The 24902-nt window shown below is 66.6% G+C and carries 23 protein-coding genes and 1 pseudogene; 15 read left to right on the forward strand and 9 right to left on the reverse strand.

Going from position 1 to position 24902, the window contains the following annotated elements; translation table 11 throughout:
* Both AWC07_RS04740 and AWC07_RS04745 read left to right on the forward strand, forming a co-directional pair.
* Positions 1-961: hypothetical protein (locus tag AWC07_RS04740; protein ID WP_139829540.1), on the forward strand; the 961-nt coding region annotated here is incomplete at its 5' end.
* Positions 962-1035: 74 nt separating this feature from the next.
* The gene (locus AWC07_RS04745; RefSeq protein ID WP_085104976.1) at positions 1036-3690 is read left to right on the forward strand and encodes a circularly permuted type 2 ATP-grasp protein; all 2655 of its coding nucleotides are present in this window, start codon (positions 1036-1038) and stop codon (positions 3688-3690) included.
* Here AWC07_RS04745 and AWC07_RS04750 read toward each other — a convergent pair.
* The 6 genes from AWC07_RS04750 to aspS all read right to left on the reverse strand — a co-directional run bounded on the left by AWC07_RS04750 (position 3687) and on the right by aspS (position 9757).
* Positions 3687-4724 carry a zinc-binding metallopeptidase family protein gene (locus tag AWC07_RS04750; protein ID WP_036410057.1) on the reverse strand — a complete coding sequence of 346 codons (1038 nt, stop codon included), beginning with the start codon at positions 4722-4724 and terminating at the stop codon, positions 3687-3689. The genes AWC07_RS04745 and AWC07_RS04750 overlap by 4 nt on opposite strands.
* Entirely contained in the window at positions 4717-5838 is a 1122-nt protein-coding gene (locus AWC07_RS04755; RefSeq protein WP_244187489.1) for a transglutaminase family protein, read from the reverse strand. Before AWC07_RS04755 ends, AWC07_RS04750 begins: the two co-directional genes overlap by 8 nt.
* Positions 5839-5972: 134 nt before the next feature.
* Complete coding sequence (locus AWC07_RS26580) at positions 5973-6314, reverse strand: ArsR/SmtB family transcription factor (RefSeq protein ID WP_051507804.1); 342 nt, start codon at positions 6312-6314, stop codon at positions 5973-5975.
* 114 nt (positions 6315-6428) lie between these two features.
* Positions 6429-7502 carry an FUSC family protein gene (locus tag AWC07_RS04765; protein WP_036410044.1) on the reverse strand — a complete coding sequence of 358 codons (1074 nt, stop codon included), beginning with the start codon at positions 7500-7502 and terminating at the stop codon, positions 6429-6431.
* A gap of 39 nt (positions 7503-7541) precedes the next feature.
* Positions 7542-7976: a nitroreductase family deazaflavin-dependent oxidoreductase gene (locus AWC07_RS04770; RefSeq protein ID WP_036410045.1), complete on the reverse strand. Its 435-nt coding sequence runs from the start codon at positions 7974-7976 to the stop codon at positions 7542-7544.
* Positions 7973-9757: an aspartate--tRNA ligase gene (gene aspS, locus AWC07_RS04775; protein WP_036410046.1), complete on the reverse strand. Its 1785-nt coding sequence runs from the start codon at positions 9755-9757 to the stop codon at positions 7973-7975. Before aspS ends, AWC07_RS04770 begins: the two co-directional genes overlap by 4 nt.
* Positions 9758-9798: 41 nt before the next feature.
* Here aspS and AWC07_RS04780 point away from each other — a divergent pair, with 41 nt between their 5' ends.
* The 7 genes and pseudogenes from AWC07_RS04780 (at position 9799) to AWC07_RS04810 (ending at position 16205) form a co-directional block, all read left to right on the forward strand.
* The gene (locus AWC07_RS04780; protein ID WP_084293346.1) at positions 9799-10728 is read left to right on the forward strand and encodes an oxidoreductase; all 930 of its coding nucleotides are present in this window, start codon (positions 9799-9801) and stop codon (positions 10726-10728) included.
* Between the two features lie 10 nt (positions 10729-10738).
* Complete coding sequence (locus AWC07_RS04785) at positions 10739-11254, forward strand: SRPBCC family protein (protein ID WP_036410047.1); 516 nt, start codon at positions 10739-10741, stop codon at positions 11252-11254.
* A 42-nt stretch (positions 11255-11296) separates the two neighbouring features.
* Positions 11297-12178 (forward strand): KPN_02809 family neutral zinc metallopeptidase, encoded by an 882-nt coding sequence (gene ypfJ, locus AWC07_RS04790; RefSeq protein ID WP_036410048.1) that lies wholly within the window; start codon positions 11297-11299, stop codon positions 12176-12178.
* Positions 12179-12188: 10 nt separating this feature from the next.
* Complete coding sequence (locus tag AWC07_RS04795; protein ID WP_084293347.1) at positions 12189-13391, forward strand: cytochrome P450 family protein; 1203 nt, start codon at positions 12189-12191, stop codon at positions 13389-13391.
* 338 nt (positions 13392-13729) lie between these two features.
* Positions 13730-14443: a class I SAM-dependent methyltransferase gene (locus tag AWC07_RS04800; protein ID WP_036410050.1), complete on the forward strand. Its 714-nt coding sequence runs from the start codon at positions 13730-13732 to the stop codon at positions 14441-14443.
* 155 nt (positions 14444-14598) lie between these two features.
* A pseudogene (locus tag AWC07_RS29685) lies at positions 14599-15500 on the forward strand (transposase family protein).
* A gap of 459 nt (positions 15501-15959) precedes the next feature.
* On the forward strand, positions 15960-16205 hold the full coding sequence (locus AWC07_RS04810; RefSeq protein ID WP_036410052.1) for a hypothetical protein: 246 nt from the start codon (positions 15960-15962) through the stop codon (positions 16203-16205).
* A gap of 96 nt (positions 16206-16301) precedes the next feature.
* Here AWC07_RS04810 and AWC07_RS04815 read toward each other — a convergent pair whose 3' ends face one another.
* Positions 16302-17198 (reverse strand): dihydrodipicolinate synthase family protein, encoded by an 897-nt coding sequence (locus AWC07_RS04815; protein WP_036410053.1) that lies wholly within the window; start codon positions 17196-17198, stop codon positions 16302-16304.
* Between the two features lie 36 nt (positions 17199-17234).
* Entirely contained in the window at positions 17235-18020 is a 786-nt protein-coding gene (locus tag AWC07_RS04820) for an aldolase (RefSeq protein WP_036410055.1), read from the reverse strand.
* Between the two features lie 88 nt (positions 18021-18108).
* On the opposite strand from AWC07_RS04820, the gene AWC07_RS04825 reads away from it, so the two are divergent.
* Positions 18109-18633: a helix-turn-helix domain-containing protein gene (locus tag AWC07_RS04825; RefSeq protein WP_036419078.1), complete on the forward strand. Its 525-nt coding sequence runs from the start codon at positions 18109-18111 to the stop codon at positions 18631-18633.
* 381 nt (positions 18634-19014) lie between these two features.
* Here AWC07_RS04825 and AWC07_RS04830 read toward each other — a convergent pair whose 3' ends face one another.
* Positions 19015-19458 (reverse strand): hypothetical protein, encoded by a 444-nt coding sequence (locus tag AWC07_RS04830; protein WP_036419075.1) that lies wholly within the window; start codon positions 19456-19458, stop codon positions 19015-19017.
* A 95-nt stretch (positions 19459-19553) separates the two neighbouring features.
* Between AWC07_RS04830 and AWC07_RS04835 the strand changes: the two genes are divergently transcribed.
* The 5 genes from AWC07_RS04835 (at position 19554) to AWC07_RS04855 (ending at position 24810) form a co-directional block, all read left to right on the forward strand.
* Positions 19554-20399 (forward strand): patatin-like phospholipase family protein, encoded by an 846-nt coding sequence (locus tag AWC07_RS04835; RefSeq protein ID WP_036419072.1) that lies wholly within the window; start codon positions 19554-19556, stop codon positions 20397-20399.
* 211 nt (positions 20400-20610) lie between these two features.
* The gene (locus AWC07_RS04840; protein WP_244187490.1) at positions 20611-21723 is read left to right on the forward strand and encodes a polyprenyl synthetase family protein; all 1113 of its coding nucleotides are present in this window, start codon (positions 20611-20613) and stop codon (positions 21721-21723) included.
* Entirely contained in the window at positions 21720-22991 is a 1272-nt protein-coding gene (locus AWC07_RS04845; protein WP_036419069.1) for a hypothetical protein, read from the forward strand. The genes AWC07_RS04840 and AWC07_RS04845 overlap by 4 nt, the downstream gene beginning before the upstream one ends.
* Positions 22988-24004, forward strand: a complete 1017-nt coding sequence (locus AWC07_RS04850; protein ID WP_036419066.1) for a fatty acid desaturase — start codon at positions 22988-22990, stop codon at positions 24002-24004. The genes AWC07_RS04845 and AWC07_RS04850 overlap by 4 nt, the downstream gene beginning before the upstream one ends.
* Positions 23995-24810, forward strand: coding sequence for a methyltransferase family protein (locus AWC07_RS04855; RefSeq protein WP_051508248.1), 816 nt, complete (start codon positions 23995-23997; stop codon positions 24808-24810). The genes AWC07_RS04850 and AWC07_RS04855 overlap by 10 nt, the downstream gene beginning before the upstream one ends.
* Positions 24811-24902: the final 92 nt, after the last annotated feature.

Consider the following 24902-nt stretch of genomic DNA (forward strand, 5'->3'; position numbering starts at 1 on the left):
CGGTTATGGCGCACCGCCTCCCGGTTACGGCGCACCCCCGCCCGGTTACGGCGCACCGCCTCCCCCACCACCCGGTTACGGCCCGCCACCGGGCGGCTACTCGGCTCCCGGCTACGGCGCTCCGCCCCCGCCTCCCGGATACGGCCCGCCGGGAGCACCTGCGCCGGGCTACCCGCCTCAGCCAGGTTTCGGGGGACAGCTGAAGTCGGGCTTCAACGTGGGCGAAGCGATCAGTTGGGCGTGGAACAAGTTCACCAAGAACGCCGCAGCGCTGGTCGTACCGCTGGTGATCTACGGCCTGGCGATGGCCGCGGTGATCGGTATCCCGCTGGCGATCGCCTTCACGACCGCGGAAACCACGACGACCACCGTTGTCGAGTACGACTACAGCTACCACACCACGTCCGCACAGTTTTCCGCGATCGGCTGGATCCTCACGACCATCGGCTACATCGCCGTATTCTTCGTGGCCGCCTACATGCACGCCGGACTCACCACCGGCTGCCTCGACATTGCCGACGGCAAGCCGGTGAGCATCGGAACGTTCTTCAAACCCCGCAATGTGGGCGCAGTGCTGCTGACCGCATTGTTGCTGGCCATCGGGGCCATGATCGTGTCATGCACCATTGTCGGGCCGTTGGTCTTGGCTTTCTTCGCCCAATTCGCCATTGCGTTCGTCGTCGACAAATCCCTGTCGCCTATCGAGTCGATCAAGGGCAGTTTCGCGACCGTTCGCGGAGAACTCGGAAACAGCGCGCTGTCCTGGCTGGTGCAGTATGCGGCCGTGCTGATCGGCGAACTCGCCTGCTTCGTGGGCATGGTCGTCGGCGTTCCGATCGCGGCGCTGGTCCAGGTCTACACCTACCGCAAGCTGACCGGTGGCCAGGTGGTGCCGGTCGAGCAGTCGGCGCCCCCGGGCGGGTTTCCGCCGGGACCGCCGCCGGGGCAGCAGTACCCATAAGCCCAGCCGGAACCAGCGGGTTCGGCGCAGCGAACGCGGTGTAGGCGAGGGCAGTCCCTGATGTTGCGGCAGTAATGGCGCCCGCCGACGTGACGTGGGGAACGAGTCGAGCAGTGGCCGACGTCAACCATCTGTTGGATGGATATCGCACAGCGCGAGCCCAGGAAACGCTGTTCGAGCTGCGTGAGGGTCCGGCAACCGGCTACGACGAATTCGTCGACGCGCACGGGAACGTGCGGCCGGCCTGGACGGAGTTGGCCGGCGCCGTCACCGAGCGCGGTAGAGCGGGCCTGGACCGGCTGCGCTCGGTCGTGCACAGCCTGATCGACCACGACGGCATCACCTACACCGGGATCGAGCCGTCCCGCGACGAGCACGGGGCCCACGGTTTAGAACCCGGGCCGTGGCGACTGGACACCCTGCCGCTGGTGGTGTCCGCCGCCGATTGGGCCGTCCTGGAGGCCGGCCTGGTGCAGCGGTCCCGCCTGCTCAATGCCGTGCTGGCGGACCTCTACGGGGCCCGCAGCCTGCTCACCGAGGGGGTGTTGCCCGCCGAGTTGGTATTCGCCCATCCCGGTTATGTGCGCCCGGCCAACGGGATCACGGTCCCGGGGCACCAACTTTTCCTGCACGCCTGCGACCTCAGCCGGATGCCCGACGGCGGCTATCAGGTCAACGCCGACTGGACGCAGGCGCCCTCGGGCGCAGGTTATGCGCTGGCCGACCGGCGGGTGATCGCCCACGCGATCCCGGACCTGTACGAAAGGATTGCGCCGCGCCCGACGACACCGTTTGCCCAGGCGTTGCGGCTGGCGTTGATCGACGCGGCTCCCGACGTCGCCCAGGACCCGGTGGTGGTGGTGCTCAGCCCGGGCATCTATTCCGAGACCGCCTTCGATCAGGCGTATCTGGCGACGCAGTTGGGTTTCCCGCTGGTGGAAAGCGCAGACCTGGTGGTGCGTGACGGCAAGCTGTGGATGCGCTCGCTGGGCACCCTCAAACGCGTCGACGTGGTGTTGCGCCGCGTCGACGCGGACTACACCGACCCGCTGGATCTGCGCGCCGATTCCCGGCTTGGTGTGGTCGGGTTGGTGGAGGCCCAGCACCGCGGGACGGTGACCGTGGTCAACACGCTGGGCAGCGGCATCCTGGAAAGCCCGGGCCTGCTGCGGTTTCTGCCCGAGCTGGCCCGGCGCCTGCTGGGTGAAGAACCACTGCTACCGACCGCTCCGGTCTACTGGGGCGGCATCGCCAGTGAGCGCTCACATCTGTTGGCCAATCTGTCGTCGCTGCTGATCAGATCCACCGTCGACAGGAAAACCTTTGTGGGGCCGGCACTTTCGTCTCGGCAGCTGGCCGACCTGGCGGCTCGTGTCGAGGCGATGCCGTGGCAGTGGGCCGGCCAGGAGTTGCCGACGTTCTCCTCGGCACCCACCGACCACGCCGGGGTGCTGACCTCGGCAGGGGTGGGCATGCGGCTGTTCACGGTCGCCCAACGCGGCGGCTATGCGCCGATGATCGGCGGCCTGGGCTACGTTGTGGCGCCCGGCGCGGCCGCATACATGCTGAAATCTGTTGCGGCTAAAGATGTCTGGATACGTCCCACGGAGCGGGCGATTGCCGAGGCGGTGACGGTCACCACGTTGCCGCCGGCGCTCATGCCGCCGGCCAAGACCGGTGCGGGCACCCGCGCGGTCAGCTCCCCGCGGGTGCTGTCGGACCTGTTCTGGATGGGACGTTACGGCGAGCGCGCCGAGAACATGGCGCGGTTGCTGATCGTGGCCCGCGAGCGTTATCACGTTTTCCGCCACCAACAGCACACCGAGGAAAGCGAGTGCGTGCCGGTGCTGATGGCCGCGCTCGGTCAGATCACCGGAACCGACACCGGGGCCGCTCACGACCACGCCGAGATGATCGCCGTCGCCCCCTCGATGCTGTGGTCGATGACCGTGGACCTGGAGCGGCCGGGATCGCTGGTCCAGTCGGTGGAAGGGCTGGCGCTGTGCGCCAGGGCGGTGCGCGACCAATTGTCCAACGACACCTGGATGGTGCTGGCCGGCGTCGAGCGCGCCATCGCGTTGCGGTCGGACCCGCCGCAGTCACTCACCGAGGCCGATGCCCTGCTCGCCGAGGCTCAGGCGCAGACCTTGGCCGGGATGTTGACGCTGTCCGGGGTGGCCGCCGAGTCGATGGTGCGCGACGCGGGCTGGACCATGATGGACATCGGCAAGCGGATCGAGCGTGGCCTGTGGCTGACCGCACTGTTGGCGGACACGCTGACCACGGTTCGTGGCGCGGCCGCCGAACAAACCATCATCGAGTCGACGCTGGAGGCTTGTGAGTCCTCAGTCAGCTACCGGCGCCGTACCGTGGGCAAGGTCAGCGTCGCAGCGGTAACCGACCTGATGCTGTTCGACCCGCAGAACCCGCGGTCGCTGGTGTATCAGCTGGAGCGGCTGCGGGCCGACCTCAAGGACCTTCCCGGCTCGTCGGGGTCGTCACGTCCCGAGCGGATGGTCGACGAGATCAACACCCGGCTGCGCCGCTCGGATCCGGCCGAGCTGGAGGGCGTCGTCGACGGGCGCCGCACGGAGCTGGCCGACCTGCTGACCGCGATACATGCCGCGCTGCGCGACGTCGCCGACGTGATCACCGCGACACAGTTGAAGCTGCCCGAGGGCATGCAGCCGCTGTGGGGGCCCGAGGAGCGGCGGACGATGCCTGCCTAACCCGGGCCGGCCGACATCACCTGCTCGATGACGGCGTGGATGAACTGCATCTTCGCCAAAACCGCCGCCGGCAGCACGAAGGGGTACAGGTCGTCGCGGCCCATCGACCGATTCACCATGTTCAGCGACCACGACAACGGCAGCCACATGTCGATGATGGCGGGAAAAGCGCTGGGGCCCAATGCCGGCCGGTCGAAGGTTGCCGACGCCGGGGCAAAACCGCACCAGGCCGCGGTGTCCAGGGCATCGCGGATGTGCAGGTAGTGGGCAAACGTCTCGGCCCAATCCTCGGCGGGGTGCATGGCCGCGTACGGCGACACGTAACTGTCCTGCCAACCCGCCGGCGCGCCGTCGCGGTAGTGCCGGTCCAGCGCCTGCCAGTAGTCGGCGTCCGGGTCGCCGAACAACTCGGTGAAGCGCGCCCGGTGGCCGCTGGACGGGTCGATCAGCCGGTAGAAGTAGTAGTGCCCGATCTCGTGGCGGAAGTGGCCGAGCAGGGTCCGGTACGGTTCACCCATCTCCACCCGCAGCTGTTCGCGGCGGACGTCGTCGCCCTCGGCCAGGTCCAGTGTGATGACGCCGTTGGCGTGTCCGGTGATCACCTGCTCGTGCGCACTGGACAACAGCCGAAACGCCAGCCCGTGGTCCGGATCCTCATCGCGTCCGACGATCGGCAGCTTCAGCTCGTGCAGCTCCGCCAGCAGCCGCCGCTTGGCGGCCTCCGCGCGGGCGAACCCGGCCAGCCCCACGGTGTCGTTGTCGTTGGGCCGCTCGATGGTCAGCGCGCACGACGCGCACAGCCCCTCTTCGTGGTCGACGGGAATAAGCCAATTGCATTGGGCCAGATGCAGATTCGTGCACAGTTGATATGCGTCTGCGGCCACCGCCCCGGTGTGCCCGGTCGCGCCGCGCTCGGCGATCACCAGCAGTGCCATCTGGTCGAGAGAAAAACCCAGCGCACTGCCGCAGGACAGGCACACGGAGTTCTCGAAGGTCAGGCGCTGGCCGCAGCTGGGACAGTGGAAGTCACGCATCGAGCGCATCACCGCCGAAGGGCACGACGTCGACCCCGACGTCGATCACGGTGTGCTCGGAGTTGGTGTAGATGATGCCGCGCAATGGCGGCACGTCCGCGTAATCACGGCCACGGCCCACCACGATGTAACGCTCGTCGATCAGTTGGTCGTTGGTGGGATCGAGGCCCAGCCATTCGAGCTGACCCGGTTGTTGGGGCGTCCACACCGCGGCCCAGGCATGGGTGGCGTCAGTACCGATCATCCGATCCTTTCCCGGCGGCGGGTCGGTAGCCAGATAACCAGACACGTAGCAGGCTGCCAGCCCGTTGGCCCGCAGGCAGGCGATCGCCAGCCTGGCAAAGTCTTGGCATACCCCTTCCCGGGCGGCCAGCACCTGGTCGACTTTGGTGGAGACGGTGGTCGACCCCGAGCGGTAGGTGAAGTCGGTATAGATCCGCGTCGCCAGCTCGCGCAGTACCTCGACCAGCGGGCGGCCGGGAACGAAGCTGGGAGCGGCGTACTTTCGCACCTCGTCGGTGATCTCCGGCGGGTTCAAGTCCAGCGCGAAGTCGACTGCCAGCCCACCCCGCAGCGCACCGGGCCGGGCGGCCTCCCACGGCTGCAGCGCCGGACCGCTGGTGTAGAGCCCGGAAGCCGGCGGGGCCACGTCGACGATGGAGTCGCCGGTGATGGTCAGGGTCCGGTGCGGTTCGGTGACATGGAAATAGGAGCTGATGTTGCCGTAGGTGTCGCGGCTGGTGGAGCTGTCGGCCGGGGCGGGATCGATGGTCAGCCGGTGCGCGACGCGGCGCTGGCGCGGCGAGCTGCGCGGGGTGAGAAACCCACGGCCGTAGGAGCTGGTCACCACGTCGGAGTAGCGGTATTCGGTGCGGTGCGTGACTCGATAACGCTTGACGGCCGGCGAGTCGAACCACGCGTCAGAAGGCCCATCAAACGGCAGGGACAACAGCTGACTCCTGAACCTCTCGACGCTCAACGGATTGAGTACGGCACCAAACCGAACCTTATCCGGAACCCAATCACGATGTGCCACCTGGAACGACGTTGCCCACATCGTGGGCGGGCTGCCGCTGACCGTCGAACCATCACCGCGAAACTGGCTTGCGGCCATCGGACGATACTGCCTGGGGTCGGATCAAGGGTTGCACCATCGGCCATCCATCGAGCGAATTGTGCTGGCTCAGTGAATAATTGGAAAGATTTTCCCGGGGCTGGCCCCGACCACGAGCTGCTGGACGGCGAGTTTCACGACGGAGCGCACTCGGCGGCAGCACGCAGCCGCTCCAGCGGCCGCGACCAGAACTGGTCCAGCATCGCAGCTATATCGGCCACCCGGGCGAGGTCGGCGCGATACAGTCGGCGCGTCGCGTCAACCCGCACCGCGACCAGTCTCGCATCGCGCAGCAGTTTGAGCTGCTGGCTCGCAGCCGATTTGGACAAACCAGCGGCATCGGCCAGGGCCGACGCAGGGCGCTCCTGATCCCATACCAACGCCAGCATCGCCCGGCGGCCAGGGTGGGCCAGGGCCCTGATGGCGTCTTCGAGAGCCGCTTCGGCGTTCCGGCGACGGCTTGGGCAACAGGCCACGGAAAGCCAAGTGGGGACGCGCAATCGTTTGCCAACACGCCCGGCTGCGCCAGGGCAGCCGGTACCTGCTGGTCGGTCAAGGGATGCCTGCATCGGGTGCCAATTCCGAGCCGGTCAGCGTGCGCCGCCCGGCAGGCTGATGGGAAGTTCGATCACCTGTTGCAGGTCGTTCACGCATACGTGGACGACATCGGCGAGCACGACCGCGTTTCTGTCGCGAGCAGCTGACAGCAGCTCGGACGTACCGCGACGAGCGGCGGTCACGTGTTCGTTCGCCGCTGCGGGATCCCCATCGGCCAACCTGGTTGCCGCGGCTAGGTCGGCGAGCACGGCGAGCAGTGGCCGTGCACGTTCGGCCTTGGCGTAGCGCTCGGTAACGGTCCGGGCCAGATACATCGCCGAACTGACCAGCAGGCCCAATCGCGCCGCCTGTTGATCGACATCGCCGATGGTGTCCCGCATCGGCCATCGGCGCGGCGCTATCCGCGTCACCGTGTGGGCAGTGGCACGGACCTGGTTGAGCCCATCCAGCTCCTGGTGCATCCGATCGACGGCTGTCCTGGGCCAATCGGAAGGAACATTAGCGGGATCGTTCAACACATCAGCCACCTGGCAGACGGTGTCGTGCACGGCGGCCAAGACGGCGGCACGTGACGTACGCACCATTGCTACCGGGTTGGCCGGGAACAGCAAAATGGAAAACACCAGCGCCAGACCACCACCGATGAGCGCATCGAAGAGGCGTTCGCTCACCACACCGCCGGCGGAGGCAAACACCAGGACCAGCACCGCCGAGACAGCTGTCTGGTTGACGAACATCAGGCCTTGGGCAATGAAGCCGAACGAGCTCAGCACCGCGATGCACAGCGCGACGAATACTGTCACCGCCATAGCGGTTGGTCCGGCACCTAGGACAGCGTGCACGCCGGCACCCAGGACAATCCCCAGCGCCACCCCGACGATCATCTGTGCGGCACGGAGTCCCCGCAGCACATTCGTGGCCGACATACACACCACCGCAGAGATCGGGGCGAAGAACGGCTGTGGGTGACGCAACACGTCATGGGTAAGTAACCACGCAATACCGGCGGCCACCGATGTCTGGGCGATCGGCCAGAATGCGGCGCGAAGCCGCTGCACAGCCGCGTTGCCGCCGTCGGCCGCCCTGGTCAGCATCGAAAAGTTCATGATGCCTGCTTACCGGTCGCGGCCCACAAGCTCGGCGAGCTAGACCCGCTGCAGCTCAAACAGCGGGATCACCCGGCCGGTCCTGGCCTGATAGTCGGCGAAACCCGGAGCCACAGCAACAACTTTCGGGAAGATCTCGTCGCGCTCCGCCGCCGGCAGCTCGCGAGCGGTCACGTCGAACACATCGATACCCACTTCGACGCGGGCTAGCGGGTTAGCCCGCAGGTTGTGCACCCAGGCCGGATTGATATCGGCGCCGGCGTAGGAGCCGACGATGATCATCATGCCGTCAATGCGCAGGTATGCCACCGGTGTCAACCGGGGCTGGTTGGACTTGGCGCCTGTGGTGGTGAGCAGCAGCAGGTCCGCGTTGGCGAACTGACCGCCGACCTTGCCGGCATTGGCCCGGAATTCGTCGACGATGCTCTTGTTAAACGCCTTCATGGCTTCGGCATCCGGAGTCGCTGATGTCATGCCCGGTCAACCTGCTTGGGCTTGGCGTCTATTCCGGATTCCTTGCGCTGCTGGGCGGTGATCGGGGCGGGCGCGTTGGTCAGCGGGTCGACGCCGGCGCCGGTCTTGGGGAACGCGATCACCTCACGGATCGAGTCGGCCCCGGTCAGCAACGCCGTGATCCGGTCCCAACCGAACGCGATCCCGCCATGTGGCGGGGCACCAAACATGAAGGCTTCCAACAAGAAACCGAACTTCTCTTCCGCCTCCGCCTTGTCCAGACCCATCACCGCGAACACCCGCTCCTGGACGTCGCGGCGGTGGATACGCACCGAGCCGCCGCCGATCTCGTGGCCGTTGCAGACGATGTCGTAGGCGTCGGCCAGCACGCTGCCCGGATCGGAGTCGATGCGGTCCTCGAACTCGGGCTTGGGCGCGGTGAACGCGTGGTGCACCGCCGTCCACGCCCCCGAGCCGACCGCGACGTCACCGGCGGCCGTGGCCTCGTCGGCGGGCTCGAACAGTGGCGGATCGACCACCCAGACAAACGCCCAGGCATCGGGGTCGATGAGGTCGAGCCGGTGGGCGATCTCGCTGCGCGCCGCCCCCAGCAGGGCCCGCGAGGACTTCGCCGGTCCCGCCGAGAAGAAGATGCAGTCGCCGGGTTGGGCGCCGACATGGCCGGCCAGGCGAGAGCGCTCACTATCGGACAGGTTCTTGGCCACCGGGCCACCCAGCGTGCCGTCCTCGCCGACCAGCACGTAGGCCAGCCCGCGGTGCCCGCGCTGTTTGGCCCACTCCTGCCAGCCGTCCAGCGTTCGCCGCGGCTGCGACGCTCCCCTGGGCATCACCACGGCGCCGACGTACGGCGCCTGGAAAACGCGAAATGTGGTGTCTTTGAAGAACTCCGTGCACTCGACAAGCTCGACACCGAACCGCAGGTCGGGTTTGTCGGTGCCGAAGCGGCGCATGGCCTCGGCGTAACTGATCCGTGGGATCGGCGTCGGGATCCGGTAGCCGATCAACTCCCACAGCGCGGTCAGGATCTCCTCGGAGATCGCGATGACGTCCTCGGCGTCAACAAAACTCAGCTCCATGTCGAGCTGGGTGAACTCGGGCTGGCGGTCGGCGCGGAAATCCTCGTCCCGGTAGCAGCGAGCGATCTGGTAGTAGCGCTCCATCCCGGCCACCATCAGCAGCTGCTTGAACAGCTGCGGGCTCTGCGGCAATGCGTAGAACGAGCCGGGGTGCAACCGGGCCGGCACCAGGAAGTCACGCGCCCCTTCCGGGGTGGAGCGGGTGATCGTCGGGGTTTCGATCTCGACGAAATCATGCCGCGCCAGCACGTCGCGGGCTGCGGCATTGACCTTGGAGCGCAACCGCATTGCCGACGCCGGGCCGTCGCGGCGCAGGTCGAGGTAGCGGTATTTCAACCGCAGCTCCTCCCCCGCGGGCTCGTCGAGCTGGAACGGCAGCGGCGCGCATTCGCCGAGCACCGTCAGTGAGTTCGCGTTGACTTCGACGTCGCCGGTGGCGATCTCGGGGTTGGCGTTGCCTTCCGGACGGATTTCGACGACACCGGAGACCGCGACGCAGAACTCGGCCCGCAGGCGGTGCGCTTGAGCCAGCACCTGAGTGTCCTGGGGGTCGCGGAAGACGACCTGGGCCACGCCGGAGGCGTCGCGCAGATCGATGAAGATGACCCCGCCGTGGTCGCGGCGGCGAGCCACCCAGCCGGCCAACGTCACCTGCTGCCCGGCGTCGCGATCCCGTAGTGAACCAGCGCCGTGGCTGCGCAGCACAAGACTCCCTTTCACGCGGTCGGAATGACTGCCCAGTCTAAATGGCCGCCGCCGTGGCCCGACGAACCCGGTACTTTTGGCCCATCGCATCCAACATCGCTGTGGTCGGTCCCGGCGCCGTCGGTACGACGGTCGCCGCGCTGCTGCATGCGGCCGGCCACCGGGTGCTGTTGTGCGGCCACACCCCTCGGGACAGCATCGAACTGCGGCCCGACGGCGCGGATCCCATCGTGGTGCCCGGCCCGGTACACACCGATCCCGACGACGTCGCCGGCCCGGTCGAGGTGGTGATCCTGGCGGTCAAAGCCACCCAGAACGAGGACGCCCACGGCTGGCTGGCCCGCCTCTGCGACCAGCGCACTGCGGTGGCCGTCCTGCAAAACGGGGTGGAACAGGTCGAGCAGGTGCAGCCGCACTGCCCGTCGTCGACCGTCGTGCCCGGCAGCGTGTGGTTTTCCGCCGAGACCCAACCGGAAGGCTGGGTGCGATTGCGCGGCGAGGCCGCGTTGGTGCTGCCGACCGGGACGACGGCGGAAGCCGTGGCCGAACTGCTGCGTGGTGCGGGCGCCCGGGTGGACTGCGACCCCGATTTCACCACCGTGCTGTGGCGCAAGCTGGTGCTCAACGCGCTGGCCGGATTGATGGCGCTGTCCGGGCGGCGGTCCGGAATGTTCCGCCGCGACGACGTCGCCGCGTTGTCGCGCCGCTATGTCGCCGAATGCCTGGCGGTCGCGCGCGCCGAGGGTGCCCGGCTCGGCGAAGACGCGGTCGAGGAGATGGTGAATCTTTTCCGGTCGGCGCCCGAAGACATGGGCACCTCGATCCTGACCGACCGCGAAGCGCACCGGCGTCTGGAGTGGGACCTGCGCAATGGCGTCATCATCCGCAAGGCCCGGGCGCACGGCCTGGCGACCCCGATCAGCGATGTCGTGGTGCCGCTGTTGGCCGCGGCCAGCGACGGCCCGGGCTAATGTCTAACCCGTGTTTCCCTGCGAGCGCGTCGAGTTGACCTTTCTCGACCCGGATTCCGGTGAGGCGCCCTACCTTTTCCGCAACAGCGTCGACCTGGGCATCACTCCGGAACAACTGTTCGAGGTGCTCGCCGACGCGGACGCCTGGCCGCGCTGGGCGTCGGCGATCAAGAAGGTGACCTGGACCAGTCCGCAGCCCTATCACGTCGGCACCACCCGCACCGTCGACATGCACGGGGGCATGGAAGTCAACGAGGAATTTCTGGTCTGGGAACCGGGGCGCCGCATGGTATTTCGGTTCAACGAATGCTCGAACCAAGCGGTCGCCGCGTTCGCCGAGGATTACCGGGTCGAGGTCATCCCCGGTGGCTGCCGGCTCACCTGGACCATGGCGCAAAAGCCCTCCGGCCCGGCGGTCCTGGGCATGTTCTTGTTCCGGCCGCTGCTGAACCTGGCGCTGCGCCGGTTTCTTGCCAATCTGCGGAGGTACACCGACGCTCGGTTCGCCACCGGGACGCAGGGTTAGGCTGGTTCGACCCGGTAGGCGGTCGGGATTGGGGAGCGTGCGATGACCTTCAACGAGGGTATGCAGATCGACACCAGCACCGCGTCGTCGTCGGGCGGGGGCGGCGGCCGGATCGCCATCGGCGGCGGCATCGGCGGGCTGCTGATCGTGGTGGTCGCCCTGTTCCTGGGAGTCGACCCGGGCGGCATCATGAGCCAGCAACCCGTCGACAACCGCGAGGCCGTGGCACCCGGCTTCGACCTGAGCCGGTGCAAGACCGGCGCCGACGCCAACAAGTACGTGCAGTGCCGGGTGGTGGCCACCGGCAACTCCCTGGACGCGGTATGGAAGCAGCTGATGCCCAACCGCTACATCCGCCCGCATCTGCGGCTGTTCAGCGGTCAGGTCAGCACCGGTTGCGGACCGGCCAGCAGCGACGTCGGACCGTTCTACTGTCCGGTGGACAAGACCGCGTACTTCGACACCGACTTCTTCCAGGTGCTGGTCACCCAATTCGGTTCCAGCGGTGGGCCATTCGCCGAAGAATATGTGGTGGCTCACGAATACGGCCATCACGTCCAAAACCTGCTGGGGGTGCTCGGCCGCGCCCAGCAAGGCGCCCAGGGCGCCGGCGGCAACGGGGTACGCACCGAGTTGCAGGCCGACTGCTACGCGGGCGTCTGGGCGTATTACGCGTCCACCGTCAAACAGCAGAGCACCGGTGTTCCGTACCTACAACCGTTGAGCGACAAGGACATTCAAGACGCCCTCTCGGCCGCGGCGTCGGTTGGCGACGACCGCATCCAGCAGCAGGTGAACGGACGCACCAACCCCGAGACGTGGACACACGGCTCCTCGGCGCAGCGGCAGAAGTGGTTCACCATCGGCTATCAGACCGGCGACCCCAACAAATGCGACACCTTCACCGCCACCGATCTGGGATAGAGCTCGGCTGATGAGACACCCGATCACCGTCGGGACCGCGGAGTTCAACGCCGACCAGCACCGCTACTACGACTGGATGCGCCGCAATGCTCCGGTCTACCGGGGGCGGCTGGCCCTGCGGCCACCTGACCGGGACGTCTACTTCATCTCCCGCTACCAGGACTGCGTCGACGTGGTCACCGACCCGCGGATCCGGCGCATCGTGGAGGGCGCCCAACACCTACCGCTGCCCGAAGCCATCCGCATGCTCACCACCGGCACCATGGTGTATCAGGACGATCCCGCGCACCTGCGGCTGCGCAAGCTGGTCAGCCGGCCGTTCACCCCACGCGCGATCGCGCGCCTTGGCGATCGGGTACAGACCGTCACCCGTGTTGTGCTCGACGGGTTCAAGGCAGGGCAGCGGATCGACCTACAACGCGACTATGCGTTGCCGATCCCGACCACGGTGATCAGCGAGATGGTCGGCATAGCCGCTCAGGATCGGTCCGCCTGCTACGGGTACATCGACTCGTTATTCGAGATGATGTTGGCCGGTGGCAACGAGGGCGCGGCGCAGCGGATGGACGAGTTCGTCGACTATCTGCGGAACCTGGTCGAACAGCGCCGCGGCGACCCGGGGCAAGACATCATCACCTGGATGATTGAGGCCAGCGAGAACGGCGACCGGCTATCAGACGACGAGATCATCGCGATGGCTTTCCTGCTCATCACCGGCGACTACCAAACCACCCCGAACGTGATCACCAACGGAATAGCCGCCCTGCTCACCCACCCCGAACAGCTAAGCCTGCTACAGCGACGGCCCGAGCTCATCGGCAGCGCCGTCGAAGAGGTCCTGCGGTATACCGGCACCGTCGGCAGCACCGAGGCGACCACATTTGCCGCCGAGGACATCGTTTTGCAGGGCGTCACCATTCCGCGCGGAGCGATGGTGGTGCCGCTGCTGACATCTGCCAACCGCGACCCCGCCGAGTTCGACGATCCCGACCGCTTCGATATCACCCGCAAGCCCAACAACCACCTGGCCTTCAGCCGAGGCAGTCACTTCTGCCTGGGCTCACACCTGGCGCGGTTGGAAGCCCGCATCGCGATCGCCGGCTTGATCACCCGGTTTCCTGGCCTCACCCTGGCTGTCGCCCCGGAGGAGCTGCGTCTCGAACCGATACCGCTGCTCAATCGATACGCCGAGCTTCCCGTCACGCTGGGATAAGAATCAAGCGACGGCACGAGCCGTGTCCCCTATCTGGGGGACACGTTTCTGCCCAGTAATGGGATACACATCGCCACAATCTGTAACGATAATCGGAGATGTTGCATAAATGCGGTTCATCGAACTAAGAAAGGAGATTGATCGTGTCTCACGAGTTCCTGTTCAATACCGATGAGACGACCTACGCGTTGATCTCGTTCGTCGTCGACGACATCGTCGACTGACGATGACCATCGGTTGGATCCACTAGTCAACACGGCCAGCGGGAGTTTGAGCGGCAGGTCCGGATAATTCCCGCTGGCCCCGGCGGCGCACGACAAGACAGCAGGTACATCGCAATGCCCAGTAGCGGCGAACCGGGTTCCGGCGGCCCAATAACCTCCGACGGCAGCGTGGTCGAGATCTACCGCCGGGTGTCGGGGGACGCCGAGGTGCAGACCATTGCCGCAATGCTCGACCCGGCAAGCTCGGTGTTGGACCTGGGATCCGGTGTCGGCCGAATTGCTAATCCGCTGTCCGAACTCGGCCATCAACTCACCGCGGTGGACGACTCCGCCGACATGCTTGCCCATGTCCGCCCTGGGCGAACGGTCCAAGCCCGCATCGAGGACCTGCGGCTTGCCGAGAAATTCGATGCCGTCCTGCTGGCCAGCAGCTTGATCAACTATCCGGGTGTCGAATTCCGCAGGCGCCTCCTGGCGACCATCGCCCACCACCTCAAGCCTGACGGCAAGGCGATCATCCAGTGGCGACCATTAGAGTGGTTCGCGCAGCGACCACCGGGCAGCTACCAACGGTCCGATGGTCCGATGCTGCAGACGATGACAATTCTCAGCAATCAGCACGGGACTGTCGTTGGAGAGTTCACCCTGGACTACGACGGGAAGAGTCTGACGCAATCGTTCGAAGCCCATCACGTGACGACCGACGAGCTCAAAGCCTTGCTTGACGAGGTGGGGATGCGACTAGACACCGCCGACCCGGATTCGTCGGAATGGCTGGTGGCGACACCACGACGTAGAACGATGCCCGCCTGGATGAGTAATTCCTAAACCTAAATTGAGTTATTCCCGACTGCTCACCGAGTGTGCACCGGCTGCGCCGAGCGTGCACTGGCGGCGGCGACACGCCGGGCGGTGCCGCCGTGGTTGCACTCTCGGCGTGCCGGCTTGTGAAGGATGTGGCTGAAGGACACCGATGGACAGTTGTGAAGACAGACCTCGATGCCCTGCTGACCGACCTGTCTGTGACGATCGATGACCACGTGGTGCAACACGACCGGCGGCGCGCGCGACGGCCGAAGCAATCGACCGACGCCGGAGCTGGTGCGCCTGGCCGTGACTCAGGCGCTGCACTCAGCGCCCGCAGCGAACACCCCTGGCCGCAAATGTGTTACGGCCGACTCGGGCACCTACTTCCCTACCTGCCGAAACAGCCCGGATACCACAAGCCGGTCAAGGCGGCGCCACCGCTGATCTGCAAGGCCACGCTGTACCTGGCCACCCAATGCCCGTCCTGGGCCGACGATCTACGCCTGATCGACGGCACCCCAGTGCCGTGCGATGCGCCGCGGGAAACCGCGAAACGCTTCGAACTGGCCGGTGTCGCCAACTACGGATACTGCGCCGCGCACTCCCGCTGATTCTAGGGGTGAAGCTGTATCTGATCACCACCGCCGAAGCGATGCCCGTCGCGTGGTGGCTGGCCGACCCCAAAATCGGCGAACGAGAAGTCGCCGCAGAGCCTTTCGCGCACACCCGGGACCTCGGCGCGCTGCGCAAGAAGATGATTGCGCTGGCCGACAAGGGCCTATCCAGCACCGAGTTGCAACGCCACTGCGCCGACCCGCTGAACGTGCCGCTGGTGCGCCCCGACCGCAACGACGAAAAACCACCCCGCTACGGCAACCTCACCGGCATGCGCCAATAGACCGAAGCCGTCTACGACACCTACAAGCATCAGCACAATCTCGAACGACATGGCGGGCCCACACTGCACGGCGGCTACGTCCGCGTCGCCCAACGCCTGCTCGCACTTGCCGCAGTGATCTGGCACAACGGGAAGATCAACAGCCCAGTCAAGAGGCCACTGATCGCCTACGACCACTAACCAAGGCTGGGAATTACTCATCCAGGCAGGGGCACCGGTGCCGGCGGGAACCCCGCTGCGGTAGGAGCGGCCAGTGCGCCAGCGCAGAATCTGATGACATCGATCACGGCGGAAACCTTTACCCGGCCGCGGGCCGCAGAAGAAGGGACGCTAACTCATGGTGACGTGCGAGAACGGCCCACCAAAACCCGGACGACTGCCTTTTCTGCGGGGAATGCGGAGCCCCGATCGCGCCCGCTATGGTGCTCTGCCCAGCCGGCCACCTCACTTCGGTGAACGAGCCGTTCTGTGGCGAATGCGGTGCTCCGATCACTGGTGCGGGACCGTCAGTCGCCGCCGGCATTATCTATGCGAACCTCCAGGACTCCGGGATCCGGCCGTGGTGCTGGAAGGTGTGGGAGTCTCGGAGAACGCCAGGGTCAGGCGCGCAGGGCATCGTTTGTTGGGAGTCTACTTCTCGTGGGCACCCGTGTCGCGCTTGCGTTTTCGTTGATTGACCCCGGCCGCCAGCAGGCCGGCACCACAACCACCGCACCGAAGAGCCCTGGGGCCGGACCGGGATCGACAACGCCGGTCATGCACCTGGTCACCGCATCCGTGCCCGTCGGCTCCCTCCCGAATGGAGTAGCGGTCGATTCTGACACCCGCACCGTGTATGTCACGAGCTACCTCGACGGCACGGTGTCGGTGATCGAGTCCAGATAGCCGACGCCGCCGCAAACAAAGGCCCCGCTCCAAACAGCAATCGCAACAATATGTTTGACGTCGACAGCGGCGGTGAAAGCAACACTGACTCTGGCGTCACCCGCCGGCCAGCAAGTCCCGCAACTCGGCCCGCCCCCGCTCGTCAAGTGGCAGCAATGGCGCACGCGGATCCCCGACCGGGAAACCCAGCAGCTCGAGACCGGCCTTCACCGTGGTCGGCAGGCCGCCGGCGACGATGAACTGCAGCAGCGGCTTCAGGTCGTCGTAGAGCAGCTGCGCTTTCTCGAGGTCGTCGCGGCGCACCGCCTCGTAGAGGTCGATGCAGGGCTGCGGCCGCAGGTTGGGGACGGCCGTACACCATCCGGCCGCCCCGGCCCGCAGCGCGTCCAGCACCAGCGGGTTGCTGCCGTTGTAGAACGCCAGCTGGCCGTCGCTGAGTTGCGCGATGCGGTGCATCCGGGACAGGTCGCCGGTGGATTCCTTGACCATGGTGAGGTTTTCGATGTTGTCGAACATGGTGACCAGCAGTTCGGGGCTCATGTCGACGCCGCTGGTGGCCGGATTGTTGTACGCCATGATCGGGATGGCGATCGCGTCGCCGATGCTGCGGTAGTGCTGGGCGATCTCGCGTTCGGTGAGCTTCCAGTAGGACACCGGCAGGATCATCACTGCGTCGGCGCCGGCCCGCTCGGCGTACCGGGCACGCCGAATGGTCCTGGCAGTGGTCACATCCGAGACGCCGACAATCACCGGCACCCGCCGATCGACGGCCGCAATGGTGGTGTCGACCACGGTGCCGAACTCCGACTCGTCGAGGTAGGCCAGCTCACCGGTGCTGCCCAGCGGGGCAATGGCATGTACGCCGGAGCTGACCAGCCGATCGACCAGAGCCGTGAGTCGGGTGGCGTCGATACCGCCGGCTGAGTCGGGCGCGAATGGCGTCACCGGGTAGGCGATGATCCCGTGGATTTTGGGCACGGCTGGTTGGGCCACCGCGGGGCTCCTCCGATTCGGTTGGCGGATAACGAGTTAGCTACTTAGTGCATCGGGATGGCGGGCCAGGGCGCGGCGGGCGTAGTAACCGAAATTGGCCCGGCTGCGCGCCGGTGTCAGCGTCCAGTCATGGGCCTCTCGGGCCAGCTGCTCGGGCAGCTCGGCGATGGTTCCGGCGGCCATGGCGGCCAGCTGCAGTTTGGCGGCACGCTCGATCAGCACCGCCAGCGAGCACGCCTCCTCGATGCTGGCCCCGGCCACCACCTGTCCGTGATGGGCCAGCAACACCGCCTTCTTGGAACCCAGTGCGGCGGTGATGATTTCGCCCTCCTCGTTGCCGACGGGAACGCCCGGCCAGTCGGCGAGAAACGCGCAGTCGTCGTAGAGCGGCGTGGTGTCCATGTGCGACACGATCAGCGGAACCTTCAACATCGACAACGCCGCCACGTGGAAGGCGTGGGTGTGCACGATGCACTGCACGTCGGGACGCGCCCGATAGATCCAGCTGTGAAAACGGTTGGCGGGATTGGCCATACCGTCTCCGTGCAAGACGTTGAGGTCCTCGTCGACCAGCAGCAGGTTGTCTTCGGTGATCTCGTCGAACCCCAGGCCCAGCCGCTGGGTGAAGTACGTCCCCGGGTCGTCGGCGCGGGCGGTGATCTGCCCGGCCAGGCCGGAGTCATGGCCGGCGTCGAACAGGGCGCGGCAGGTCAGCGCCACCTTCTGCCGGGTCGTCCAAGGCGATTCGGCCGTCTCGGCGCGCAGCCGCTCCTGGGCACGGCGCATCAGTTCGGACTTGGAATCGGTAAAGGTGGTTGCCATCGGCGGCTCTCCGGTATCGCGAGCGTGTGACACAATGGTAGCACTATAGGAAACCTTGTGTCCCAGGGCGGGCGGAGGGAGTGTTCCGGTGACAGCACTGTTGCGCGCCGTTCGCAGGCATCGTGGCCTCACCCTGGAACAGCTCGCCGAACAGACCGGCCTGACCAAGAGCTACCTGTCCAAGATCGAGCGCGGGCACAGCACACCGTCAATCGCGGTGGCGCTCAAGGTCGCTCGAGCGCTCGACGTCGATGTGGGGCGGCTATTCTCCGACGAGACCGCTGAAGAGAAGATCACCGTCGACCGGGCAACCGACCGCGCCGGCCCGGTGCGGGGACGCTATCGAGCGCTGGCATCGACGTTGCTGGGAAAGTCCATGTCGCCGTTCCTGGTTCGCCCCACCGGCGACCCCGCTGACGACCCGCATCCCGAGCACGCCGGCCAGGAGTTCGTGTTCGTACACGCCGGCAGCGTCGAGCTCGTCTACGGCGACCAGACCATCACACTCGACACCGGCGACAGCGCCTACTTCGACGCGTCGGCCGGCCACGCCTTGCGGGCGGTCGGTGACGAGCGCGCGGAGGTCGTCGTCGTCACCCATGCCGGTCGCTGAAGCCAGGGCTCGGCCCCGGTGGCCATCGCCACCGACGACGCTTCGACCCACTCGTCGCCGGTCAACTTCGGAGATCACCGACCGGCGGTGGAGTTGATCTCCGGCAGCAGTGCTCAGCACCGGCGCCCCGGCGGTGCCTGCCGGACCCACCGGTCCCACCGCGCTCGCCGGCAGCCCGGCGCCCACACCGCCCGTCGAGTCGGAATCGGCGACGTTGCCGAGCCGGCGGAGCGTTGGCCGGGCTCGATTTGGACCAGGTCCGAGGCTCCTCAGAAAGCGAGCCGGCCCGCCGGCCGGCGACGTGGTTGTGCCCTGGCCCGGTGGCCGACGGCACTACATGCGGCTTGCGCTCAACGGATTGACTTTGCTGCTAAGGCCCGTTCACCACGGCCGGGTCGAGCAGGTGACTCCGCTGCCACCGTTCTGCGACACCGTTACCTGACCGTCGACGGCGATCTCGCAGTGGAATTCCGGGTTGACCCGCAGCCCGCCACTGGCGGTGACGATCGCCCACTGGTTCGGGTTTACCAGCGTGGTCGTATAGACCAGCGGGTCGCCGCCGGTGATCGGGGCGTGCACGGTGGTCATGTACTTCGACGAGTCGGCGTTGAACGCCGCCTGGCTGGGCGGGTCGCTGTTCATGTACTGGATGTTGGCCATCAAATCACTGGTGGTGGTTACGGTGTAGGTCACCTGATGCCCGGCCGGGTCCGCATGGGAGACCGCCGGCGTTGCCGCAATCCCCGCCACTGCCAAGGCCGCTGCGGCCATTGCCACACAGCCTGCCGCTGCGACCGCGCTTACCGTCTTTCGCACGTCTGTCATATCGAAAACGCTACCGGATTCGTTACTGGGGGTACGGATTTGCGATCTCGCCGGAAGCCGCAGCCGCGGCGGCAAAAGGTCCTTAGTATCCATCTGTGACCACTGCGTTCGTGTTCTCCGGCGGCGCGAGCCTCGGCGCCATCCAGGTCGGGATGCTGCAGGCCCTGGCGGATGAAGGCATCAGGCCGGACCTGATCATCGGCACCTCCGTCGGCGCGCTCAATGGTGCCTGGATCGCCGCGCGGCCCGATGCCGAGGGCGTTCGGGAGCTGGCAAAGGTGTGGCTGTCGCTCAGCCGCAAGGAGGTATTCCCCACCCACCCGGTCGCCGGGCTGCTGGGCTTCCTCGGCCGCCGTCAGCATTTGGTGCCCAGCGCGGGTCTGCGGCGCATTCTGACCCGGGAACTCGGTTTCACCAGGCTCGAGGATGCTCCGATCCCGTTCCACGTGGTGGCCACCGACGTGATCTCGGGCATCGACGTCCTGCTCTCCTCCGGAGACGCGGTCGACGCGATCGCTGCCAGCGCGGCCATCCCGGGAATCTTCCCGCCGGTCAACATCGACGGGCGCGATCTGATGGACGGCGGCGTGGTGAACAACACCCCGGTATCACACGCGATCGCCCTTGGCGCCGACCAGGTCTGGGTGTTGCCGACCGGCTACTCATGTGCCCTGCCCACGTCACCACCATCGGCGGTCACGATGGTTTTGCACGCGATATCGCTTGCCGTCAATCATCGCCTCGCCCTCGACATCGAGCGCTTCGAGCAGACCGCCGACCTGCGCGTCATCCGCCCGCTGTGTCCGGTCTCCATCTCCGGAGTCGACTTCTCGCATGCGGCAACGCTTATCGAGCGGTCGCACGAGGCGACCCGCCAGTGGTTGGCGGCCAGCCCCATGTCCACCGGCCAGGCCGCACTGCTCGAACCGCACCTGCATTAGCCGGGACCGCCGTGTAAAGCAACTTGACACGTGTCAGGTTAGGTCCCCCGATCGGGGGACAATTCACCAATCGTCGTGGTGGACAACATTTTTAACCGATCATCGGATAGCCGAATCGGTTCGCGGACGGCAGCATTGACTCAGCATGAATTAATCCGGAAGGAAATGATCCGGCAGGAAATCGCTGGGTCCGGCTCTCGAGGAGAAGGTGGTGAGACGCATTTGTACCGCCGAGCCAGCACTGTCCGGTGAGGCGCGGGAGCACCAAAGCGGCCAGCTAGGCGCGGTACGCACGCTCTGCGCCCGCTCCGACCGGACCGCGCAGACCCGGTCAACTGGCGCGGCATCGGGACGGGCCACTGACAGCATCCCCGATCAATTGCACCTGGTCGCTGGCCGTCTGCACGAAATCCTGGTCACCGGCTGCAGTTTCGACCCGATCTATCGACACATCCTCACCGCCCCCGGCAAGCGGGTCCGGGCCGGCCTGGGGCTAGCCTGCTTCCGCCTGCAACCTTCCGCCGCCACGGTGTCACCTGCCGAGGCGATCGACCTGGCCTGCGCGATCGAGATGTTCCACGAGTCGTCGCTCATCCACGACGACATCTGCGACGGCTCGCTGTTAAGACGTGGCGCCGCATCGGTTCCGGCAGCGTTCGGCGTCCGAATCGCGGCCCGGGCCGGATTCCACTTGGCGGGCACCGCATTACAGATCCTCGCGCGGGTGGTGGACGACAACCCGGCGGTATTCGCGAGAGTTGGCGAGGACCCGGCCGTCACCTACCTCGACCAGCTCTCGGAACTGTCCTTCGGCCAGCTCATCGAGACCCTGCCGCCCGCGATCGACGACGCCGCCCTGCGCCGCCACTACGAACGTGTGGCCGCGGCGAAAACCGGCACCCTGTTCCGCCTCGCATGCTCCTACGGTGGCACGGCGGGCGGAGTCGACGCCGACGGACTGCGCGCCCTGATGGGGTATGCCGACCAGCTGGCCTTGGCCTTTCAGATCATGGACGACGTATGCGACGTCGAGGGCGGCCCGTCACTCGGCAAGAAGTCCTGCGGCGACCTGGACCGCCGAGTGCCGACGTGGCCGGTGATCGAATGGCTGGCCATGCGTCCCGGTTCTCGTGAGCTGTGGCTCTCGGAGCTGACTCCCAGCGCCGTGCTCCAGGCCGAGTTGGTGCGCAGCGGCGCCACCCGGGCCGCCCGCGCGGTTGCCGTCCACGCCGCCGAGACGGCTTGCCGGGCGCTGGATGTGTTCCCGCCCTCAGTCGCTCGCGACCATCTGCGCGAACTGACGGTGCGAGTGGTCTCCCGATGAGCGGCGTGCGAATTGGCGACCTGGCCTACGGGTTGCGACAGCTGCGCCGCGCGCCAGACCTGACCGCGATGCGCGCTGCAGAGTCCCCGGATCGGCTGGCCCGGCTGGCACTGGTCCCGGCGGCCCGAAATCTGGGCATCGCCATCGGTTTGCTGCCTGCCCACCTGCGGGACGAGGCCACCGCCGCCCTGCTCGCCTGCCGGGTGCTCGACGCCTACGAAGACCTGATGGACCCGCAGCTGGCCGGCAACGCCGTGCTGCTCGCCGCGAACTACCTGCGCGCAACGACTGGGACGCCGCCCCCACCGCTACGGGCGGTCACGCTGCGCGACAGCGAAGCCGTCGACCTGATCTTGGCCACCCGCATCCGCGACGTCCGGGCGATGGTGTCGGCACTGCCCTGCGAGGGACAGCAACGGGTCGGCCGGCTGCTGGTCGACATCGGCCAGGTGATGGCCCGCAACATCGATTCCCCGCTACCGCGGGCAACCTACAGCGAGGGTGTGCTCGGGCGGGTGGCGCTGTATGCCTGTTCGCTGCTCACCGAGGGCGCCTGCACCGGCGCCGATCTGGGAGAACTCGCAGGTTGCATAGGCATTGCCGCCCAACTGGCCAATGACTTGCGCGACGGCGAGCTGGCGCTTTACGGCGCCGGCGATCACGCGGAGCTGCGGCGTGCGGTGCTGCTGCAACTGCTGGTTCCCGCCCTGGGCGGCTTCGCGCTGCTGGCGCATGTGGGCCCGCGCATCCCCAGTCGTGGTGCCCGAACGGCGATGGCCTACCTGACCATCACCACGACGGCGTTCTTGTGCGCGTCGGTCGGGGCGCCCGCACCGTACCGGCGGTCGCTGCGGCTCGCAGCGGTAGTGCTGGCGGCTCGCTCACCGGTTCGCTGGGCGGCGATGCTGGCGCGGGTACGGCACTGCGCCGACGCGGCTATCCACCGGCTGCTCGATGCATCGCCCGAACTCAGCACCGGGCCGGATCGCGCTGCAGACGTGCTCCGGCTGGGCGACCGTAGCGTGAGGTCCCTCGCCATCGGGCCACTGACCGTCGACCTCGCCTTCGCGCTTGTCGATGCCCTTCCGGAAGAACCACTGACCGCCGAACTACCCGGCAATCAGAAGCGCCGCATGATGATCGCCGACCACCTGGCCTTCGGCGCCTTAGAGCGGTTGCGGCCCAACGACACCGACGCGATGTTCGCGCTCGCCGCACAATTTCAGCTCACCGCACTCGACGTAGCAAACCAGGGGGAACACCGATGACCACCACTTCACCTGTCCGCAGCACCGCAAAGCCTGGTGCGTCCGCCGAGCCGCTGCCCTTCAGCCGCCGAGTGCTCAAGCTCGAGCATCCGGCGAACGTCGGTCCACTTCTGCACATTGCATGCTGGATCGCACTGCTGGCATTCGGCCTGTCGGTACCGGCTGCCACCAGATGGTATCTGGCGGTGCCGCTGATCATCACGCTTGGGCTGCTGAACTTTTCGATCACCATCGGCATCCTGCACATGCACACTCATCGGCCGTTGTTCGTGTCGCGACGGGCCAACCGTGCACTGGACCTGCTGTGCTGCATGCCGGCCGCGCTGACTGCCGCCGACATGTACGAAGTGCATGTCGTCAACCACCACCGCTACAACGACGGGCCCGGAGACGTCACCTCCACCGAGGGACGCGAGCACGGATGGCGTGCCGTCTGGTACTGGATGCGGTACAGCTCTGTGGTCAAAACGCACACCGCGAGAACGGTTTTCGCGGCAAACCCATCACCCAGTCGGCGAAAGCGACGCCGCCAGTTCGTCTTCGACTTCACGCTCATCACGACGCTGATCTGGATTACCTTCTTGACCGCCGACCCGCTGCGCTTCACGCTCTTCTACTGGATCCCTTTCCTGATCACCCAGGCGACCTCCGGCTACTTCGCCTGGCTGACCCACGGCCCGGCACGGGTCTTCGATGACGACCCGAGCAAGTCGTTGAACACGGTGGGAAACTGGCTGAATTTCTTCATCTTCAACCAGGGCTACCACAGCGTCCACCACCGCTACCCCGGCATCCACTGGACACAGATTCCCGACAAGTTCGACTTCATGCTGCAGGTCGAGCCCGACGTCATCGTGCCCTACTGGATGACGCTCACCTCGTGCTGGCGGCTGTTCGTGCCCGGAGGCTTTCTCGACGCGTCCCACGGCCGGCAGTGGAAAGCCAAGCTGGCGAAGCGGCTTGAGCAGGGAACCGTTCGCGCACGCTACCTCCCGTGGTTCGCATGGATCTGATCATCCGGGGCCTGGTGTCAGACCCGCGCCGCCTCGTCGCCGTCATCCTGGCGCTCACCGGATACGCCTTTGCCGGGATTACGGTGCCGCTGTTTCTCTTGTTCGCCGGCGGGTGGTGGCTGCCCAAAACAGTCGACGCCGGCGCGCACCTGGCAGCGGGCCCCGCGTTGCTGATCGACGTCGTGCTGTTGACATTGTTCGGCCTGCAGCATTCGGGTATGGCCCGGCCGTCGGTCAAGACGTTCGTAACACGTTGGGTGCCACTGGCTTTGGAGCGCAGTTTCTACGTCGTCATGACCAGTCTTGCGGTGTGGGTACTGTGCCTGGGCTGGCAACCGCTGCCCGGGCACATCTGGTCTGCCGGCGGAATCGGTTCGGCGGTTCTCGACGCAGGGTTCTGGTTCGGCGTCGCCCTCGTCTACGTGGCCACACTGTTGTTGAACCACTTTCGCCTGCTCGGTATCAGTCAGGCCTACCGCCGCTACGTGCTCCGGGTGTCCGACGCCAGCTGTGACCGGCTGCAGGTGCGTGGGCCCTACCGGCTGGTTCGTCATCCGCTGATGACCGGCCTGTTGATCTGTTTCTGGTCCGCCAGCACGTTCACCGTCGGGCATCTGCTCTGGGCGGCCGGCCTGACCGGCTACATCCTGCTGGGCACCCACCTGGAGGAACGCGACCTCGTCGCCCGCTTTGGCACGGCCTATCGCAGCTATGCCGGGCGGGTGCCCGCGTTCGTCCCGTCGCCGCTCCGGTTCCTGATCGCCCGTGGCGTCCGCACTGTCCCGGCCTCCGCCGTAAAGCCGTGAGACGGCGATCAGATGGTTCGGCTCAAACAGCAAAGCCACCTCGCGGACATCTGGACGCGGCTCATTGGGAGCATCGGATCCGCTCAGGCTCT

The organism is Mycobacterium gastri, from assembly GCF_002102175.1.
Classification (GTDB): Bacteria; Actinomycetota; Actinomycetes; order Mycobacteriales; family Mycobacteriaceae; genus Mycobacterium; species Mycobacterium gastri.

Coding starts and splice junctions, on each gene's coding strand:
- AWC07_RS04780 (WP_084293346.1), top strand. CDS start 9,799: ATGGCCGCCGCCGTGGCCCGACGAACCCGGTACTTTTGGCCCATCGCA.
- AWC07_RS04745 (WP_085104976.1), top strand. CDS start 1,036: ATGGCGCCCGCCGACGTGACGTGGGGAACGAGTCGAGCAGTGGCCGAC.
- AWC07_RS04850 (WP_036419066.1), top strand. CDS start 22,988: ATGACCACCACTTCACCTGTCCGCAGCACCGCAAAGCCTGGTGCGTCC.
- AWC07_RS04855 (WP_051508248.1), top strand. CDS start 23,995: ATGGATCTGATCATCCGGGGCCTGGTGTCAGACCCGCGCCGCCTCGTC.
- AWC07_RS04795 (WP_084293347.1), top strand. CDS start 12,189: ATGAGACACCCGATCACCGTCGGGACCGCGGAGTTCAACGCCGACCAG.
- AWC07_RS04830 (WP_036419075.1), bottom strand. CDS start 19,458: ATGACAGACGTGCGAAAGACGGTAAGCGCGGTCGCAGCGGCAGGCTGT.
- ypfJ (WP_036410048.1), top strand. CDS start 11,297: ATGACCTTCAACGAGGGTATGCAGATCGACACCAGCACCGCGTCGTCG.
- AWC07_RS04755 (WP_244187489.1), bottom strand. CDS start 5,838: ATGGCCGCAAGCCAGTTTCGCGGTGATGGTTCGACGGTCAGCGGCAGC.
- AWC07_RS04845 (WP_036419069.1), top strand. CDS start 21,720: ATGAGCGGCGTGCGAATTGGCGACCTGGCCTACGGGTTGCGACAGCTG.
- AWC07_RS04765 (WP_036410044.1), bottom strand. CDS start 7,502: ATGAACTTTTCGATGCTGACCAGGGCGGCCGACGGCGGCAACGCGGCT.
- AWC07_RS04750 (WP_036410057.1), bottom strand. CDS start 4,724: ATGCGTGACTTCCACTGTCCCAGCTGCGGCCAGCGCCTGACCTTCGAG.
- AWC07_RS04800 (WP_036410050.1), top strand. CDS start 13,730: ATGCCCAGTAGCGGCGAACCGGGTTCCGGCGGCCCAATAACCTCCGAC.
- AWC07_RS04770 (WP_036410045.1), bottom strand. CDS start 7,976: ATGACATCAGCGACTCCGGATGCCGAAGCCATGAAGGCGTTTAACAAG.
- AWC07_RS04820 (WP_036410055.1), bottom strand. CDS start 18,020: ATGGCAACCACCTTTACCGATTCCAAGTCCGAACTGATGCGCCGTGCC.